This window comes from bacterium (assembly GCA_020444065.1).
Classification (GTDB): Bacteria; Sumerlaeota; Sumerlaeia; order SLMS01; family JAHLLQ01; genus JAHLLQ01.
Genome location: JAHLLQ010000003.1, coordinates 190741 through 208621, shown reverse-complemented (window position 1 = coordinate 208621; position 17881 = coordinate 190741). Strand labels below are relative to the sequence as shown.

At 54.7% G+C, this 17881-nt stretch carries 11 protein-coding genes; 4 read left to right on the top strand and 7 right to left on the bottom strand.

Going from position 1 to position 17881, the window contains the following annotated elements; translation table 11 throughout:
- Window positions 1-18: 18 nt before the first annotated feature.
- The 4 genes from KQI84_08620 to KQI84_08605 form a co-directional block, all read right to left on the bottom strand.
- On the bottom strand, window positions 19-1131 hold the full coding sequence (locus KQI84_08620; GenBank protein MCB2154938.1) for a hypothetical protein: 1113 nt from the start codon (window positions 1129-1131) through the stop codon (window positions 19-21).
- 453 nt (window positions 1132-1584) lie between these two features.
- On the bottom strand, window positions 1585-2931 hold the full coding sequence (locus KQI84_08615; protein MCB2154937.1) for a hypothetical protein: 1347 nt from the start codon (window positions 2929-2931) through the stop codon (window positions 1585-1587).
- Between the two features lie 725 nt (window positions 2932-3656).
- The gene (locus KQI84_08610) at window positions 3657-4877 is read right to left on the bottom strand and encodes a DNA cytosine methyltransferase (GenBank protein ID MCB2154936.1); all 1221 of its coding nucleotides are present in this window, start codon (window positions 4875-4877) and stop codon (window positions 3657-3659) included.
- Window positions 4878-5382: 505 nt separating this feature from the next.
- Entirely contained in the window at window positions 5383-8139 is a 2757-nt protein-coding gene (locus tag KQI84_08605; GenBank protein ID MCB2154935.1) for a hypothetical protein, read from the bottom strand.
- 1459 nt (window positions 8140-9598) lie between these two features.
- On the opposite strand from KQI84_08605, the gene KQI84_08600 reads away from it, so the two are divergent.
- Both KQI84_08600 and KQI84_08595 read left to right on the top strand, forming a co-directional pair.
- Window positions 9599-10510 carry a hypothetical protein gene (locus tag KQI84_08600; protein MCB2154934.1) on the top strand — a complete coding sequence of 304 codons (912 nt, stop codon included), beginning with the start codon at window positions 9599-9601 and terminating at the stop codon, window positions 10508-10510.
- Window positions 10511-10857: 347 nt separating this feature from the next.
- The gene (locus tag KQI84_08595) at window positions 10858-12504 is read left to right on the top strand and encodes a hypothetical protein (GenBank protein ID MCB2154933.1); all 1647 of its coding nucleotides are present in this window, start codon (window positions 10858-10860) and stop codon (window positions 12502-12504) included.
- Window positions 12505-12808: 304 nt separating this feature from the next.
- Here KQI84_08595 and KQI84_08590 read toward each other — a convergent pair whose 3' ends face one another.
- The 3 genes from KQI84_08590 to KQI84_08580 all read right to left on the bottom strand — a co-directional run bounded on the left by KQI84_08590 (window position 12809) and on the right by KQI84_08580 (window position 15061).
- Window positions 12809-13249 (bottom strand): hypothetical protein, encoded by a 441-nt coding sequence (locus tag KQI84_08590; protein MCB2154932.1) that lies wholly within the window; start codon window positions 13247-13249, stop codon window positions 12809-12811.
- Between the two features lie 171 nt (window positions 13250-13420).
- A complete protein-coding gene (locus tag KQI84_08585) occupies window positions 13421-14092 on the bottom strand; it encodes a hypothetical protein (protein ID MCB2154931.1) in 672 nt (223 codons plus the stop codon).
- A 294-nt stretch (window positions 14093-14386) separates the two neighbouring features.
- Window positions 14387-15061, bottom strand: a complete 675-nt coding sequence (locus KQI84_08580; GenBank protein ID MCB2154930.1) for a hypothetical protein — start codon at window positions 15059-15061, stop codon at window positions 14387-14389.
- Between the two features lie 532 nt (window positions 15062-15593).
- Between KQI84_08580 and lgt the strand changes: the two genes are divergently transcribed.
- Both lgt and KQI84_08570 read left to right on the top strand, forming a co-directional pair.
- The gene (lgt, locus tag KQI84_08575) at window positions 15594-16529 is read left to right on the top strand and encodes a prolipoprotein diacylglyceryl transferase (protein MCB2154929.1); all 936 of its coding nucleotides are present in this window, start codon (window positions 15594-15596) and stop codon (window positions 16527-16529) included.
- Between the two features lie 542 nt (window positions 16530-17071).
- A complete protein-coding gene (locus KQI84_08570; protein ID MCB2154928.1) occupies window positions 17072-17869 on the top strand; it encodes a TIGR00282 family metallophosphoesterase in 798 nt (265 codons plus the stop codon).
- Window positions 17870-17881: the final 12 nt, after the last annotated feature.

The following is a 17881-nucleotide window of genomic DNA, read 5'->3' as shown; positions in this document are numbered from 1 at the left end:
GTATCCCCATCCACGAAATCAAAGTGGTCTTACAAGGAGGCGGCCTCCTGCGGCATCCGGACTGTCAACAACCAATCCGAGCATGGCTAGATCCTGCCCTGTTCGACCGTGAATGAGTTCACCCGCAGGAACTCGAAGCCCGTACTCGCCCAAGTGCCGACGAAGGTCGTCCAGGCTAACGGGAATGTCCGAGCTTTCGGAACAACATGCGTGAACAATGCAAAGGAGCATGGCAGGACCTGGATGCACGAGCAGCGGCTTCCGATCGTCGGTATATGCAAACATGTAAGAAAGATCGTAGCAACGCTGGTCTGGGTCCTTGGTTCTTACCTGACCAAGACTATGTCTGGCAAATTCGAATAGGTTTCTTGTGTACCCTGACTTCCGCTGAGCCAAGGCGCGCATGTCTGATCTTTCGTCAAAAAGGCGTGCAACTTGGACCCGAAGCCACTTGTTTGCGTCGATCTTGTCGATTATGGTTCGATGCTCATGAATGTGACTCAGGAATTCATAGAGCCCAGTCGGAGCATTAGTCCCTTGTGCCAGCTGATACCCGATGATCTGGTCACTCAGGATAGGTTTCCCGTTTTCCTCAAGTCGGCAAAGGAGAAGGTTGAGTCCAGTCCGGGCATAGGCGTATCGCTCAATCAAGTTCTTGATCAATGGAAGTGCATCCGAGCCCAGCTCCAGAAGCGGATGGGCCTCATCGTGGCTCTCCCAAATACGACGTCTTAGTTCGTTCGTACCCGGGGGCTGGGTGCCACTTGCTGCTGAGAGAGCAAGCTCCCAGACGAGCACATTGGCGCGACAGGTCCATAGAACATGCATTCCCAATCCCAACCGCAAGATTGCCTCCAGCAGCACGGTCCATTGCCGCCTTGTGAGCTTGCACTTGGCATTTAGAACTGCCGGCAAATCATGGAAGAATCGCTCGGCAGGGCTCTTCTTCTGCGCATTTGGCATCTGCCGGAACGCACTAAGTTGCGCCTCGGTCAGCCTAACTTCAGTATAAGCGGGATCGTCTTGGGGTCTCGGAGCAATGGATTCCATTCCGGCCTCGAGAGCTTCTTCTACGAATCGCGCAAAAAGGTCATCCTTATCCGTCACCTCTAAGGCCTGTCCAAGGCTCATCAGGAGGGAATTTCCGTCGGCTTCTCCTCCTCCGGCTCCTATGGCCTCAAGCAGGAGACTGGATGGATTCCAGCGACTTCTTGGCCGCTTCCCCAATACACCCGCTATTCGTGCAGTTGCCGGAACGATTGGCATTAGTTGTCGCGTGGCCGTCGGGCTGGATTGACCATGCTTCAGTGGACTTGCGATGCCATCACGCTGCAGCAGCAATGCGCTCCAGAGCGGCTCCCCCCCCACCTCCTCTGGCATCAATGTCGGCATTGTAGCGATGTTTCCAAGATCTACGAACCTCTCGCTGATTCCAAGCACGAGGCGTCGGTAGGCAGACGCTAGCAGCACCTCTCCTGTCGACCACTCGGGGGCAGTGGTGAAGAGCATGGACTCTTCGTACTTTGGGTGACACGTGCTTCGTGGCTCACCTTCGAAAGTTTGTACGTCCATAGGTGACCTTGATTACTCCCTCTTTAGGGTTGGTCGTTCGCCCACCTTGGATAAGACTATCTGAAATTGCGAAGCGATTCGCACCGAGGTCCGTCCATCTGCGAATAGCTCTTCAGATCTGCATAGGTCTCCTGCGATTCTATGGCGAACCCTATCGATAGCAGCACGGACGTTCGCAGGAAGACTGCTCCCAGCACATCCCTCCTTGCGAAGCCGGATCGCCATGAAGAAGTCAAATGTGAGGGGGATCCGATAGTCTAAGTTGCTGAACTCAATGCACGGTACATCATGGCCAGGCGAGGACTCGTTGCCAGTCGGAGCAGCCACAGGTCTAATTCCCGGAGGCTGAGCAGATAAGGTCACTCTCGGTCGCTTCTCGGCAGTTGGTTGTCCAAGGATCTCAAGCATGTTAAAGCCGGGATCAGCCTCTCCCAGGAGTGACTGCAATGCAGCCCTTACGGCTGAAAGCCGATCCGGTGACCTCAATGCCGCCTCGTATTCCACCAAGTGCTCTTCCAAGGAGTGGTGCCCGAAGAGAACGCCAAAGCTCCGTTTTGCCATCATGCATCCTACGCTACGAAGTAGGCTAATGCAAGAACCAAGCATGGCGGAATCTGAATCACGGAGGAGCTCCTCGCACTCCTGTTCCGCGGACTGAAACAGAAGAAGTGAGCGGTATGCAATTGGAGAGGGGGGGGAGCTTCCATATTGCACCAAGCCCTGCTCCGCAGACTGGCAGAATGCATCCTCGAGAATCCTCAGCTCATGTGATTTGTCCTTCGGTGTACACAAAGCTGGATCAAGTCGAGAATAGTCGCGCAGGAGCGTTTCCCTGATCGGCTTGGAGGAGGCCAGACCGTCTCCCCTCCGAATCTCGGCCAGAAGGTTCTTGGTCAAGGGCTTAAGCGAGGAATTATCTGTATGTTGCTTCAAGAACGCGGAGACTGTATCGCGAATCGAGTTGCTGGGAAAAAGGGAATTGAAATACAAGCGTCTCGCCAGAGTAAGTATGCTACTGCTCTCGGGAGTGGACGCAGCGGCGGCGGCATGCTTGTGCACCCATTTGCAGGGATGGGGGCAATCCTCGAAATCACTCCATTGCCCTACCAGCAGCTCGGCCACTAAAGAGAACGCGTCACGGAAGTTCCACCTCTGGCCGCATGCCAATTCACCGCGGCGGAGTATGGCGATGAGATTACGTCGATGCGCCAAGTCGCGCAGGAGTGTGGCATTCTCCCGAAATGGGCAGCTTTCACGAGATCTGCAGTCTGCGCATTTCGCCTCAGCTTCCCATCTCTCCACGTTCGTTGCTTGATCGAGAATTGATCCAAGAACTTCAGTGGCGTTTCTATCGATCATTAAGCTCTCTAGATCAAGGGGCCAGCACGCGAATCGAGAATCTACTTCGAGTGGCCAGCAAGATTCCAGCGTCGAGTCTGCCCCAAGCCTCAAACTTGATTTCCGAATTACTTGTGCCAGAATATCTCTGATTGAATTATCTGAATCGCCACTAGAATACTCCCGGACAGCCTCGACCATGGATCGAGCCAGCAGACCGCGATTCGCACAGGCGATGAAGACAGGAATTGGCTCTGATCCCGAGCAGGTGAGGAGATCAGCGATATCGTGAGCAAGCTCTCGGGCAGCGTTGCCTGCCGCACACTCGGTCGCAGTGGCATCCTGGATCACCAAGAGGCGCCCCACCTTGGTTAAGAAACCTCCCGCGCTGGGCGGAAGATCCTCAGCCAATATTTCCACTTTTCTGGGAAGTAGTCCAGTCTGCGAGAATTTGGATCTGAGCGCACTCGTTAGCGCCCCTCTCAATTCAAGAGAAGCGTCCAAACTCGCCAAGAAGTCCTGGACAGTCTCAGACTTTCCGTTCCCCGGCCCCCCTACGAGAAAGATCCACCGAGGGTGCACTTCGGATCCTGACGCGATCTGCTCTGCCAAGTGGCGCAATCTGTGAATGAGCGGTGTCTCTATAACCCGACCAATTGGGTTTGGAGCTTCTTGAAAAGGGACATGTACTCCGCCGGATGAGTGTCCATGCCAACCCAGCAAGTGGACGACGTGATCGTTTAGATTTACCTGCATGTCTCCTCCATACCGATGATCTTTCTCCACAAGTCAGCCAGTACTCTCCCAACGAACTCCGCAAGGAATGGCGGCACGGCGTTTCCCGCCTGAGTATAGCGTGGACATTCTCGAAGACGTCGATCGCCTCCAGTGGAGTACTTCCCCTTGAACTCATACCAGTCTGGAAAAGACTGCAATCGGGCGAACTCACGCACGGTCAAAACTCTGGGCTCTGAGTAGTGCAGAAGGTCATCCGGCAGAGTGGTCAAGGTATGGGAGGGCCTATCCGGATCAAGCGGAACAGTGCAGTGCTTCTTGAGGTGGAATCGCTCTCGATCAGATGCCGAAAGCTGGACGCCTTTCCGGCAAGTCTCAAGTATCTGGGTGAACCGCGCAGTCACATCTTCTCCGTGGTTGGCCAAACGCATGCTATTGGGGGCAGTGCCATTGAGATGCCCATGCAAGAGGCGCTGGTACTTGCTGAGAGGCCGCTTGTACTTAATCTGCTTACTTCTTGCCGAATCGACGCAATCGATGATCGTCTTGTTCCGCACCTCCAGATCCGATATCGCCTGTCTCACGGTCACCGGTCGATTCACCGGCAAACCTTTGGATTTCAGGAACTTCTCACGACGCTCATGGAAATCCGCGAATGGATCTAGACCGGGGTGATCGGTAAGTAGATCCCTGCGAATCGCGAGCATGATATACCTTGGCCGGAATTGGGGGACTCCTACGTCCGTTCCATGCACAAGCTGGGTGAACACTGCATACCCGGCTCTGGTCAGGCTCCGCTTGATACGCTCAGAAAATGGCCTGAGGAAGCAGGCACTCTCTCCACTATTTGCGTGGGCCTGTTTCCTAAACGCAACAGAGATACCCTTGACGTTCTCCAAAATAAGGAACGGGGGCGCCAATATCTTGACCAGCGTCACGTAGTGCTTGAAGAGTTCGTTGCGCGGATCGTCGCTCTTTCGCCGTCCAGCGAGCGAAAAGCCTTGGCAAGGTGGACCGCCGGCCAACAAAGCCACCTGCCCTTTCATTGCCGCTAGCTGACCACGATGCTTTCGGATGAACTGTCTGATCTCAATCGGGGTCTTCTCTATCCAGTCAGGCCAATTGTACCTGACTGGGCAGTTGGGATGCCCGTCGATAAGATTGTGCTTCAGTGTTCCAAATGCCAATGCATCCTGTTCAACAGCGAAAAGCCCATTCCAGCCGGCGAGCATCAATCCCAGCGAGAGTCCACCTCCGCCAGCGAATAGATCCAAGAAGCAACGAGTTGGAGAATCTCCCTTTACCAACTTAACAGCCGCCACGTTACACTGCTCCTCTGTCCTGTTGATCTTGATTCCGTCCCGGTATACTTCGAGTCGGTCTCAGGATTTGTGATCCGATCGGCACAGCTTCGGTCGCCTGAAGTCCTCCATTAGCAGGCAAAAACCGCCTACCGTAGGTTTCCCACGAGAAAAAGACGGTAGATAAACCAAATCAAATCAATGTTCGAAGACACCTCAGTTCTTTTCTAGCGGAGCTGGGACAAGGATGTCGAGCCAAAAGCGAAGGTTCTGCGAAAAAGAAGTGTGGCGGCCTTCCTTATCCTGGAGGGGAGAACCTCAAACGACTGGTGGCCGCCCACTGCTCCTCACTCCACTCCAGTGCGACTCAATGTCTATTTCATCTGACTAGTCTCCGACTTCTCAGGGCCGATGAACTCAGCGAGGCCCAACATGACTACATGCCGCGCTCTTCGAATACCCCACCGCCAACAGCGGCAAGGTTGGGGTCGCAATCCCGCATGCCACTCAAGAAACTGAACACGGCTGAATTCTCAACTGGAGTGCACTTCCACTCCCTCTTCAGTGTGGGGGCCCGGAAGGAGAAGTAACCATCGGGATACTCCGCTTCCCGCTTCTTCACCTGGCGATCAAGCATCCAGATTGTGCTTTCTTGGGAGTTGAGTCCACCATCCCCGAAGATCAGCAAAGGTTCCAAGGGCAGAATTCTGCCTTTAGAAATCGAGACGAGGCAGAGTCTCCCATCATACTGAGATTCCGGGCCTCGGTACGAGTACTCCTTTGTCACTCCACCAAGCCCCTTGAAGACTCTAAAATACCCTGAGAAACAACCTGAGAGTCGCTCCCCAGTGACTGACTCGAAATGGCCAAGGGAGAACCTCCGAAACACGGAGGCCATGGCACTTCCCACGAGCCGTACCTGGTAAGAAGCGTCAATACCCGCCGCGCTTTGCTTATCGTGCTTCTCAGCATTGATTAGTTTAACCAGATGATCGATCCGCGCCATGCGCTCACCGTGGAATAAATCACGCAGAGGCCCTGCGAATTCAAAGCTATCATCGATTGTCGAAGAAATCTTTACCAGCAAATCCCAGAGCTTCCCAATTGAGGCTTCATGAAACTTCTTGAACCACTTAGACTCTGTCTGGGATGCCTTAGTGCAGAGCTCCATGTAAATGATTGAGTAGCACATCATGAATGAACTCTCGAGGAATTCTCTGGCCGCTCTTACACCATCAGACTTAGATCTTTGGTATACATATCCACGGAGGGGCTCCGAGAGAACCATGGGCAACTCGTACATGAGGCTCGCAGTATCAACGTACGATTGGTCGTCCAACTTGGCCTCGAAGTACTCGATCCTGGCGTGGTCCACGAACGACATTGAGGAGTTGGATGTTCCGAAGTCCAGTCCCAGATAAGCCTCAACAGCAACCTCCTCAACCGAAGCGTCAGTCATTTCGATGGGAAAAGGTCTGGCACTGATCGAAACTTCTTCGCAATTGTCCGTTTCATGTTGTAAGATGAACTTGGCTTGTCCACAGCAATCATGACCGACTCGCAACTCGAGCCCCAGCTTGCTATCACAAGAGACGTTCTTGGGAAGTTGAACGAATCTTTCCTCGAAGTTCTGGGGACAAGCCGTATCAGGTTTCGTCTCGCTATCAATGACAAAAACGTAGTCCAGTCGCCTGCGAGGCTTGTGGTCCAATTTGACTTTCCAGCGCAGAGGTAGATTTATATGTTTCTCCATTGCCATTGCCGAGGGAAGCACAACCCCTGGTTCTAGCGATGATGGAAAATCAGCCGTCACACTCTTGAATTTGTGCAGCGGCTCTTCGTAGTCATCTCCAGACAGCCTGAGGCAGAGCCTGTTGTATGTCACCGATCTGAAGTCGCCCACTCGATTTTCGTCGTAATATCGCCGGGTGCACTCGATCGCCAGACCGTGGGCAACTACTTGTTGGTAGTCCTCGACAGTGACTATCGGGACCTCTTCCGCGAGACCATCGATATCTCGATGAAGCAATTCGCGAAGCCAGCCAATATTCGCGCCTCCCCCTGATAGAAGCACTATGTCTATGGGTCTTGAATCATTTTGCCTGGCATGCCGGGCAATCGTCTGCACCACGAGAGCCTTCAGGTACTCATTCCATTCACAAATGAAAACCTCTTGGAACTCAGACGTGGTCAGGCGCAGTTGGATCATAGGGCTATTGAGGTTAAAGGGATCCTCGGGGATCTCAACCAACTCACTTCCCGTAAGCGCTAAGTTCAGTCCCCACTTCTGAATGGAATTGGATAGTCGTATCTTCGGTTCTTCCAGAGAATATACGAGACGATTGAAATTCACGAAGAAGTCTCTTTGTCGGGGGGTCACTTCATCATCCCCGATTTGATAGGCAGCCCACTTTCTGTAAGCTCGGAATGCACTTGTTAGTTCCTGCTGATTGACTTTTTTCTCTGTGCTCACGAGCTTGGTAAGAAGCTTCTTGGCCAGACGTCGGTTCAGATCGAATCCTCCGACGGGGATCGAACCCGCTGAAGCGGCATCCGCCATGCGAAGATTCTTGCTCACATCCCCCTGTCCTGTCGTAATGATGATGCACGCGTCAAACGTGCCTCCCCCAAGATCTAAAACCAACGCACAGGTCTGCTTCCTCCCAACAAGAAGTGGATGACGTTGACCATGGCGATAGTACTGGTAGACCGCAAATGGCTCCGGCAAAAACCATATGTTTGAGAAACCGATTTCGGTGAGATAAGATCGAATGTTTGATCTGTATTGTTGGACCCACGCTCTGCTGACAGTCTCGCCCTCGATACATATCGGCTCAGAAACCATGATGCCGATCGATCTCTCTTCCAGGTTCGGCAGGTCATTTGAGGCTCCATCGAAAAGCGCCCGGAAGTAGTCCTGTGCCATTTGTAGCTTGGTTTTTGCATCGCTTCCGGCGGTCGGGAACTTCCTTGGGTTCTTCTGATCAGCAGAGTGCCTTCCAACATCGACCTTGAAGTCAGTATTGACCATCGCGCCTCTCGCCCGTTTCGCCCATGCCGCTCTTCCAATGCAGGGAGTCCCTTCCGCTCCATCATAGCAAATCACTGTAGGAACAGAATGGGAGTCGCCGAAGTAGATCGATTCTATGGATGGAATCACCAGATTGTGCGTATTCTCCGAACTCTTCGACATTCTCATCTCCTTAGTGTAATCCTGGCCTTGACGAATTGGACTATGGGCACTCATTCGCCCCATCAATCATTGAGCGGATTTGCGAGTATGCTGCATACAGTCGGCAAGGCTCATGCATTATACGCATGCCGAACGCGAATCTAATGTGCAATCTTTATGCGGTGCGATCGCAAGGCGCAAGGTGTAATTCATCGTCGAGGGAATCTCGGCTCGTTGTCCAAAATCAGTGCAGGAAACCCGACCTGCGCCAACGACGGAGATGCCCGGATTTGACCTGCCCCCGAGCACGGTACTAGGTCGTATGTTAGGGTTTCGGTGCCTGTCGAGGGTGGCTGAGTGGCGGAGCGGGGGCTGGGGGGCAGGTCAGATTAATGTTGAAGTTCGGCGCAATGCAGATGCTACTTGTCACTCGGGTGGGAGTAGTTTTGTAGCACTCCTCTTCCTCCGACGGCCACTGCGCCCACACTCGATTTGGAGATGAGCCCCTCGGGCTGGCAATCCACTCTGGTGGCGGTGAATTGGCACAGAACAGGCCTAGACTTGTCCGGAATATGTCCGGAGAGCTGTCGGGAATGGTTGGGATTAGGCTGGTCTGGCTGGGATAGGGATAATGGCAAAACTCGGACAAACGGGGGCTCTTCTTGCATTGCATAGCACTGTGGTTATTAGCCTTAGAGAATTGCCAAGGTGGAGGTCGCCGGTTCGAGCCCGGTGTCCCGCTCCATAAAGATTCTTGAAATCGCAAGATTTAGCAAGACCGGCGACCCCCTCCAGGGTCGCCGGTTCTGCTTTCGGGGTCCGCGTAACACGAGCATGCCGCAAACTCGTCGGGAAGACCCGGGATATCGCAGCTGGGCAGACATGCCTCCGTCGCATTCACTGCCCCCCCCCCCCGCAATGCGGCTCGCTCGCAGCGTCGCAGGTCAACCTGTTGCACGGCAAAACGCCCCCCAACTCAGACAGAATACGCATCCATCATCGCTTTACCAACTCGACTGCGGGGAAGATCTTGGTTGAACGACGGAATCCTGGGCGCCATACAGTAGGATCAAACAGTTCGATGGACTAATGTCCTGATGCGCCAGGCAGGTTTGTCCCGGAGTTCAGGGGAGCTTCACGAACCGAAGGATCTGCATAAGGAGCGGAGGATCTCGTGATGAACACATCGGAAACTCGGCGACAGGAAACTCTATTCATCGCACGTCATCTCCATCTGGTCGGGAGACTCCTCCCCCTTCGGTTTCCGCCCCCGTTAATGGCGCCGAAGGCAAGTCCCGCCCCCGGGCGAAACGATGCGAGCGAGCCGTGCCGTGATGAGATATCCTGGAAATACCTGCATGTAGAGAAAACATCCCGGCCGATGTCCGAGGCAAGATAAGAGTATCCTGTGCCCGTATTACCGAATCCGGACAGCAGAGTGCCGTCCTCGAACGCAAAATTGACCTGAGAGGGGTCCGTCATGAAGCAGATGTTCTCAAATCGAAATGTAGTACTGGCGTCATTCTTGATCCTCCTATCGGCAACTGCCGCGTTCTCGGAAATCTCTCCAGAGCAAATCGCAGATTCAATTCAAGAGCGCAACGCGAAGATAACGAGCTATCACTCTATTGTGCGCGAAGAAGTACTCCTGGACGGCCAACTCGACGAGAAGGTGATCACAGAGGCAGTCTGGCAGAATGGGATGAAACTGATTGTCCAAGAGTCCGGGAAAGCGCCGGATTTTGTCGCATCAAAACATTACATCGCGTTTGATGGCCAAGAAACAAGAGAATGTACCAATCCGGATGCCGGCGCCCAAACTACTCCCGGCTTCCAGACAACTCTCGTGGCACAAGATTTTAACATCTTCGAGACCATCTCCTTCTTCTATACACGCGAAGACGGCTCGCCCCAGTGGAAAAGTGTGAGACTCGAAAATCTCGTGCGTCGTTGTGAACTTATCTCTGTTAATGGCAACCTCTACACAGTTGGGTTGAATACTCCGGATGGCTCTCCTCGCCAAAGAGCCGTCCTGGACGCTTCGAAGGGATTCCAGTTGGTCGAGTTCCGGGATATTCGACCTCACTCAAGGGCAGAAATGAAGTTTGAATTGCAAGAGCTGGCAGAGGGAATCTGGTTCCCAAAAGAGGGAACCTGGGCTATCCATTTGAATCCTGAGAACTGGGAAGAAGTGAGTCGTTTACACAAATTCCAAGTCGAATGCGAAATGAATGTCGATTACCCGCCTGATCTGTTTCAACTCGTCTTCCCGGATGGGGAATACATTTGGGATCACGAGTCGGATATCACCTTCCTCAAAGGTGCGACCCTGTTGGATCTTGAATCCATCGGAAAGGCTCCTCGAACCGATTCCCTGCCTGAAGGAAACTGAGAATGAGATTCAAGAACGCGATCAGGCCCGGTTGTCATTTCCAGGAAATTCGGCGACAGGAAACTCTATTCATCGAACATCAGTTCCATCTGGCCGGGGGGTTCTTCCTCTTTCGATAACCGCCCGCGCTAATGGCGCCGAAGGCAAGTCCCGCCCCGGGCGAAATGATGCGAGCAAGCCGTGCCGTGATGAGATATCCTCGAAATACCTGCATGCAGAGAAAACATCCCGGCCGATGTCGGAGGCAAGATAAGAGTATCCTGCCGCGTGTTGCCCTTCTTCTAATTGCCCTTGTTCTGTTTAGGAGGCAGTGCGATAAATGGCGTCAATCGAAAGGAACTCGATACATGAAAGCTCATTTGGTTGAAACCATCCGGTTAGGATTCCTGATATGCATCCTATGTGGAAGCATTACACAGGGACATCCGGATACCAATCAGAGAGCCGACCAGAGTGACATGCCGGAATGGGTCTTCGAACAGTCTGGCCACGATGTGAATCTGAGGGCAGACGAAGTCACAGTTGTCAAGCTCCAGGGGTGTTCTGGGGCACAAATCTTCCCTTACAAGCGCGGTGCGATTGTCTCCACGATTGAGCACCGAACATCCGTTAGCGCATCATGTTATCCTGTGACCATATACAGCTACAGTCTTGAATCAGGCGATCTCGACGTGCTTGTCGACGATGGACTCGACCACAAGATCCTGGATTTCGATGAGTCTCAACAAGCGCTAACGATTTTGGAAGCTCCGTGTGACTATGATAGGACACTATCCTCTGAAGGAGCGCTTCGAACACTCAGGGAATTCGATGTTCGGAGTAAGCAAAGCCGCCTGCTTGCCCAACTGGACCGGGATGATGGGCCGCTAATTGCATGGGATGCGAGCAGGAATAATCTCTATCTCTACGGCAGGCCAGCGAACTCGCCAGAATCCCTGTATCGGTGGAGGCGAGAGTCTGGCGACCTGAAACAGATCTTGCCAGACGGCAGCATCGTCTTGCGGATATTCTCGCTTCCTGATGGGAGTATCCTTTTCTGGGGAGCACGGCGACGAGGTGATACGAGAGAGCTGGGAGTTTTTGTGATTCGTCAGGACGAGGACGAGGCGACCAATTTCCATCCAGGAGTCGTCGAGCTAAGGGACTTCAAGGTTCGAGGAGATCTCGTTGAGTATTCCTATCGAATGAGAAAGGATCACGGCGACAGAGAGCGCTTTTCTGCAAAGATATCGGAGATCGAATCTGCCGGTGCGCAGCTGGCATCCTCTCTTGATGATCAACTGGACAGGAGTCTGGCGTCAGAACTTTCCACTCCTGCAACTGAGGCCGCCATTACGCGTAACGGCAAGGAGCTAATCCTATCTCCAGGGAAGGAGGGGGGATCGGTGCTATCGATCTCGCCAACTGATCGTCGATCAGATTCGCGCCCGATTCTCAAGCTCCAAGATCGAGCGCATTTTGCGGCGCGGGATTTAGATACTCCATTTGTCATTGTCTTAACAAATCCAGAGGCGAGGCGCCTTCGCACGAGCGAAACACCAATCTCCAGGGCTCATGAGATCTGGGTCATTGAACCAAGAGAGGAAAGCTCGAAATGCATTGGCAAATTGGACGGAGCGGTTCCTGACTTCGTTTGGGATCCTCGGAAGCAAGTCTTGTACGTCTGCTCCAGTACTCTCCTTTCCTGGAGCCCCGGGAGCGAATCCCTGGAAGAAGTGCTATCCGGACGTGCCGCCGTGTGGGAGGTACTTCCGCTCCTCAGCGGGGGACTTGTTATCCGAATGGGCTATTGGATTGCACCTGACGGGCATGCGCGAGACGCGGGAGTCTATTACCTCTCACCGGACCGAGATGAGCTGATTCTAATCGACCCTGATCCTCAGAAAGGCAATCTCCGCATCGATCCAGACAGCCCCCATCGAATCAAGTTCGATCTTCTTGTGCCCCCGTCACGAGGACTGGAGGCGACTGGTACAATTCAGATTCCAGACTAGTGGCTACTTCCAGCCATACCTACTTGGAGGTCGCTTCCGTGAGGCGCTATCGAGAAATTCGGGGACAAGACACGCCATTCATCGAACGTCAGTTCCATCCGGCCGGGAGATTCCTCCTCTTTCGATTTCCGCCCGCGCCGGTGGGGCGAAGGCGAGTGCCGCCCCCGGGCGAGAGGATGCGAACAAGCAAGCCGTGTCATGGCCGGCTATCCTCCAAATACCGACATGCATAGAAGTCACCCCGGCCAATGTCCGAGGCAAGAAGAGAGGTTTTTGTCACCGTTTTTGCCATTGCCACGAAGATTCAATCCCCATCGGCCATCGGGGCTTGCCCAGGCACAAAATCAAACTGGATCCACCCCGGAGATAACGCGCCGTTTGTCGGATCGTAGGGAGTCCCACTTGGGTCACCCCTGAAGACAAGCCAGAATTGGCCATCTTCCTGAATGGCCATGGGGGAGTTGAATCGGAATGGATCTTTTAGGCCCAAGGAGGAAACAGTATTATTTACTTCTTCGATCGTCCATTGGGACTTTCCTCGATTGGCTTGAGTGCGCAATTCTAGCTCCAGCTCCTTCAGTATTCCCTTCGCCTCTCGTGTCTTCATTGCTTCCTGAGTGGAAATCGGACCCACAGAAACCCTGTAAGTGACATAGCTGGCGATAAGTGACAGCATGATGAAGATCAGGACAACTGCTCGTGCTGATGCGGGCCACGACCTCTTTTCACCAAGGTGAGCTTTCATGGGAAATACCAATGATGCGCGCCAACTGCGCCGTGAAGAGAGTTCCGCGAAATACCGACATGCATAGAAGACATCCCGACCGATGTCCGAGGCAAGATAAGAGTATCCAGTCCACGTTTTGCCGTCCCAGTCTTGCAGAAAATTCGGCTTCGCGCTTGAAGGCATGTGGGTCTAGAATCTGTAGTCAGGAACTTCGAAGTCATCATCGGCAATCCTTGGAGGTTCCATGCCGAGTCGCGCGAAGTGCTTCAAGAGCCTTTCGAGGATCTCTCCCCTTTTGAGTCCGTCCATATTCCCAATCATGGACTCATATAGGGTGACTGGCGGGACGGTCAAAACATCGACATGATCGAGCGGAGGATGATCATGGAGATAATCCAGGTATCCGAATGCTACCGTCTGCCGATCAGCATCCGTTCGCTTTCGCCAACTGTCAGCAGTAAGTTGCTGCAGGTTTCTTTTGATGTGCCCAGTAACCATGTAATAGACAGCGTATTCGCCACAATTAGGACATGGTGGCAGACAATGCAGGCGGTATCCGGGATGATGCGACTCTGCGGCCAAGACCATACCCAATAGAAGATCGCGCTGGACTCCCCGCTTGGTTTCCTGAATCCATTCCAACTGCAGCATCCGCTCGGGATGAATCCCCTCGTAGCCTTGTATGAGGACCCTCAGATCCTCCCAGAGCCAATCATCTAGCCGCCAACAGCCAGCGGGCACATAGTGTTCGTCCAGCAGAAGAAATCCTTCGTAGGCATCGGGACCAATTTCTCCCCAGTAATTCCTGGAACACCGTCGGCACCGTACCTGATACTGATGAGTCGTGATTTCGAGCAGCATAAGTCAGTCTCGCCAGTCTGATTTCATCGCCAATCGGGATGAATAAGGTCAGAGGATATTCGGCGACAGGATACTCTATTCATCGAACTTCATTTCCATCTGGCCGAGAGATTTCTCCTTTTTCGATAACCGCCCGCGTTAATAGCGCCGAAGACAAGTCCCGCCCCCGGGCGAAACGATGCGCGCCAACTGCGCCATAATGAGCGTTCCCCGAAATACCTGCATATATAGAGAACATCCCGGCCGATGTCCGAGGCAAGATAAGAGTATCCTGTGCCCGTATTACCACGGCTTCTATTTCGTGCCTGAGGGATCTCTGACGTATGTCGGAGCCTGATCAATGAGCATCACTAAACGATCCGTAGCTCCACGAGTAATTGCCACGTAGTGACAAGGCCCCTCCAGGGACTCAACGTATCTGAATACGAAGTCTCGGACCGGAGGGAGCTTCACGTCGAGAGGGGGGAAGTCATAATCTGAAGCCGGTTCGATATTGCAATCCTCCTCCAGCGAGACCGCCTTGTGCACGGCTATGTTCAGCTGCCAATCGCTGCTATCTGCAACTCTGGGGTCAATGAAAGACAGGATGTCCATATTCTTGTTGTAGGCGATTCTGAAGTTGCGCATTTGCGCCTCCAATTGCTGGGCCAGCTCTTCCAACGATTCGGCATCCACGCTGATCACTGAGTACACGATGGTATCATCATGACTTGTCTCCGTGAATACATGAACGAACCCAAGCCCCCCAAATCCGGGAAGCTCCACAACAACATCCGTCGTGCTGTCCCTCTTTCTAAGATCCGCGACCACGCCCCCGATGATATCGGAAACTGTCACATTCCTCCATGTGAAGTGAAAGTCACTGGATACGCCATTCGCCGTGATTCTCCCAAACATCACAACTGCAACAACTACGGAGGTGACACACAGACAGACAACACGTCGAAAGGAGTTTGGCCTGATTTTCATTATGCCTTCCTCATGATTGAGTATCTTGCACTACTGAATTGCTGCGAATGTCCTTACTGCACTTATCCGGTAGGTGTGGGACATTCGGCGACAGGATACTCTATTCATCGAACGTCATCTCCATCTTGCCGGTAGATTCTTCCTCTTTCGATAACCGCCTGCGCTTGTGGCGGCGAAGGCGAGTGCCGCCCCCGGGCGAAACGATACGAGCAAGCCGTGCCATCTTTGGCTATCCTCGAAATACCGACATGCATAGAAAACATCCCGGCCGATGTCCGAGGCAACCCCGTTTCGTGTGGAAACCTCAGCCCTTCCCAACGTGCCAGGGCGTTCTGCTTGGGCCAAGATCGAGACGCGCAAGGCGCTGGCACGATCCTTTGTTGCGACTCATCACCGTAGGGCGCCGCAGCTTCAGCGAAGGCCACTCGCCACTCGCCACTAGCCACTGCTCTTGGCATTTCGTTTGCCTCTCATCCTCCCCGGCGCCCACACTGCGCGCCTGGTCGTTGCTTGACGGCCTCCAGGAGATCCAATGCACCCCGTACTCATCCAGATCGGCGATTCCTTCTTTATCGGCACCTACGGAGTCATGGTCGCCCTCGGCTTGCTCGTCGCCGTCACGCTCGCCAGCTGGCGCGCCCGACGCCGCGGCATCGCACCCGATCGCGTGTTCGATCTCGCGCTTGTGGCCGTCATCGGCGGACTCGTCTCCGCCCGCATCTTCTTCATTTTCCTGGAATGGGAGACCTTCAAAACCGACCCGATGAGCATCCTGCTCTCGCGGACCGGATTCGTCTTCCTCGGCGGACTGATCGGCGCCGTCATCTGCTGCATCATCTTCCTCAGATGGCGCAAAATCCCGATCCTGCCGATGGGCGATATCGTCGCGCCCAGCATCGCCATCGGCCATGCCTTCGGCCGCATTGGGTGTCACTTCGCCGGCTGCTGCTTCGGCGGCCAGTGCAATTCCCCGTTCGCCATCCACATCGAGCCCCACACTCAGCCCAACGGCCTGCCGTTCTACAACGCCTTCGAGGACCAGCTCTCCCGCGGTGTCATCCCGCCCGGCGCCGGGCACAGCCTTGGCATCTGGCCGGTGCAGCTCATGGAGTCCGCCGGACTCTTCCTGATCGGCTTCGCGCTGCTCTGGTTCGCGACCCGCCCGCGTCGCCCGGGGCAGACTTTGGCGCTGTACGTCATCGGCTACGCCCTGCTGCGGTTCCTCCTCGAATTCCTGCGCGGCGACGCCGAACGCGGCCTGTGGCTCGGCGGCCTCCTCAGCACCTCCCAGATCCTCTCGCTCCTGATGGTCCCCATCGGAGTCGGCCTCCTGTGGTGGTCGCACAAACAACCGATCTCCCCCCACAGCCACCCCAGCACCGCCCCTCCCCTGCCCAAAGAAGACGCAGCCCCCGAACCTGCCAGGGAAGACAAGAAACCCCGCTCACGCCGCAAACGTCGCAGCTGAAGCCCCTGGGACCGCCGGCTTCCAGCCGGCAAATTGCCCGCCACGCCTCGAAGAATCCAGAATACGTCAGCAGAAAAGCCCAAAACCTCTGGGGCTTGAGCAAGGATGCTCAAGTCACCTCAGACGGCATGTCTTTTTCGAGGTGACTTGGGCATCCTTGCCCAAGAGCCAACCCACCAACCACAGCCCGGCGACGAGCACCGATTCGCTGAGCATGAGCACACAATCCCTCTCGGACTCGTACACGTACTCGAACTCGCACTCGAACCCACAAAAAGGGGCAATGCCCCGCCCTGTACCAGCCCAAGGCGCAAGCCCTGGGCGCCCCACCACCACCCCGACAGGGCATTCTGCTTGTTCCAAGATCGAGGCGCGCAAGGCGGGGGGCGAGGGAGCGTACTCCAGTACGTGACCGAGCCCACCGTCCGCCGCGCAACGAAGAGGTTGGGACAATGAGAATGCCCTGTCGTGTCTCCGATTGACGCGCCAACCCGCCCCACCACAGGCCTTGAACGTCGAAACATCATCCCGGGGCGCTGCTCATGAACATTCTATTTATTGGAGATATCTTCGGTCGGCCCGGTCGCACCGCCGTCAAGAAGGCCCTCCCCGAGCTCCGCAAGCGCTACGAACCCGACTTCATCATCGCCAACGCCGAGAACTCCGCCGGCGGCAAAGGCGTGAACCGCAAGATCGTCGAGGAATTCCTCGACCTCGGCATCGACTGCCTGACCGGCGGCAACCACAGCATGTACCAGAAGGGCTGCGACGAGATCTACGACGCCGAGCGCCGCCTCCTGCGCCCCGCGAATTTCCCCGAGGGCACGCCAGGCATTGGCGCCGCTGTGTACGACAGCGCCGCCGGCTTTCCCGTCGCCGTCATGAACTTCTGCGGACGCGCCTTCATGGCCCACTTCGACGACCCCTTTCGCGGCGCCGCCGCCATGGCCGACAGGCTCGCGAAAGAGACCCCCATCATTATCTTCGACTTTCACGCCGAAACCACGAGCGAGAAGATCGCGATGGGCTGGTTCATGGACGGCCGCGCCAGCGCCGTCATCGGCACCCACACGCACATCCAGACGGCCGATGAGCGCATTCTGCCGAAAGGCACCGCGTACATCACCGACTCCGGCATGACAGGCCCCTACGACTCAGTGATCGGTTGCGGCACGGACATCATTCTGGAGACGATGCTGACGCTTCGCCCGAAACGCTTCGAAGTCGCCGAACCGCGCGACGTGCGCGTCTGTGGCCTTTTCATCGAGGTCGATCCCATGAATGGCATCGCCCGCAAAGTCGAGCGTGTGCGAGTCGATCTGGGTGATTTTGTGGAGTGATCGGTTCAGAGG

Coding starts and splice junctions, on each gene's coding strand:
- lgt (MCB2154929.1), top strand. CDS start 15,594: ATGCACCCCGTACTCATCCAGATCGGCGATTCCTTCTTTATCGGCACC.
- KQI84_08610 (MCB2154936.1), bottom strand. CDS start 4,877: ATGCTCGCCGGCTGGAATGGGCTTTTCGCTGTTGAACAGGATGCATTG.
- KQI84_08595 (MCB2154933.1), top strand. CDS start 10,858: ATGAAAGCTCATTTGGTTGAAACCATCCGGTTAGGATTCCTGATATGC.
- KQI84_08605 (MCB2154935.1), bottom strand. CDS start 8,139: ATGTCGAAGAGTTCGGAGAATACGCACAATCTGGTGATTCCATCCATA.
- KQI84_08585 (MCB2154931.1), bottom strand. CDS start 14,092: ATGCTGCTCGAAATCACGACTCATCAGTATCAGGTACGGTGCCGACGG.
- KQI84_08620 (MCB2154938.1), bottom strand. CDS start 1,131: ATGAGCCTTGGACAGGCCTTAGAGGTGACGGATAAGGATGACCTTTTT.
- KQI84_08615 (MCB2154937.1), bottom strand. CDS start 2,931: ATGATCGATAGAAACGCCACTGAAGTTCTTGGATCAATTCTCGATCAA.
- KQI84_08600 (MCB2154934.1), top strand. CDS start 9,599: ATGAAGCAGATGTTCTCAAATCGAAATGTAGTACTGGCGTCATTCTTG.
- KQI84_08570 (MCB2154928.1), top strand. CDS start 17,072: ATGAACATTCTATTTATTGGAGATATCTTCGGTCGGCCCGGTCGCACC.
- KQI84_08580 (MCB2154930.1), bottom strand. CDS start 15,061: ATGAAAATCAGGCCAAACTCCTTTCGACGTGTTGTCTGTCTGTGTGTC.
- KQI84_08590 (MCB2154932.1), bottom strand. CDS start 13,249: ATGAAAGCTCACCTTGGTGAAAAGAGGTCGTGGCCCGCATCAGCACGA.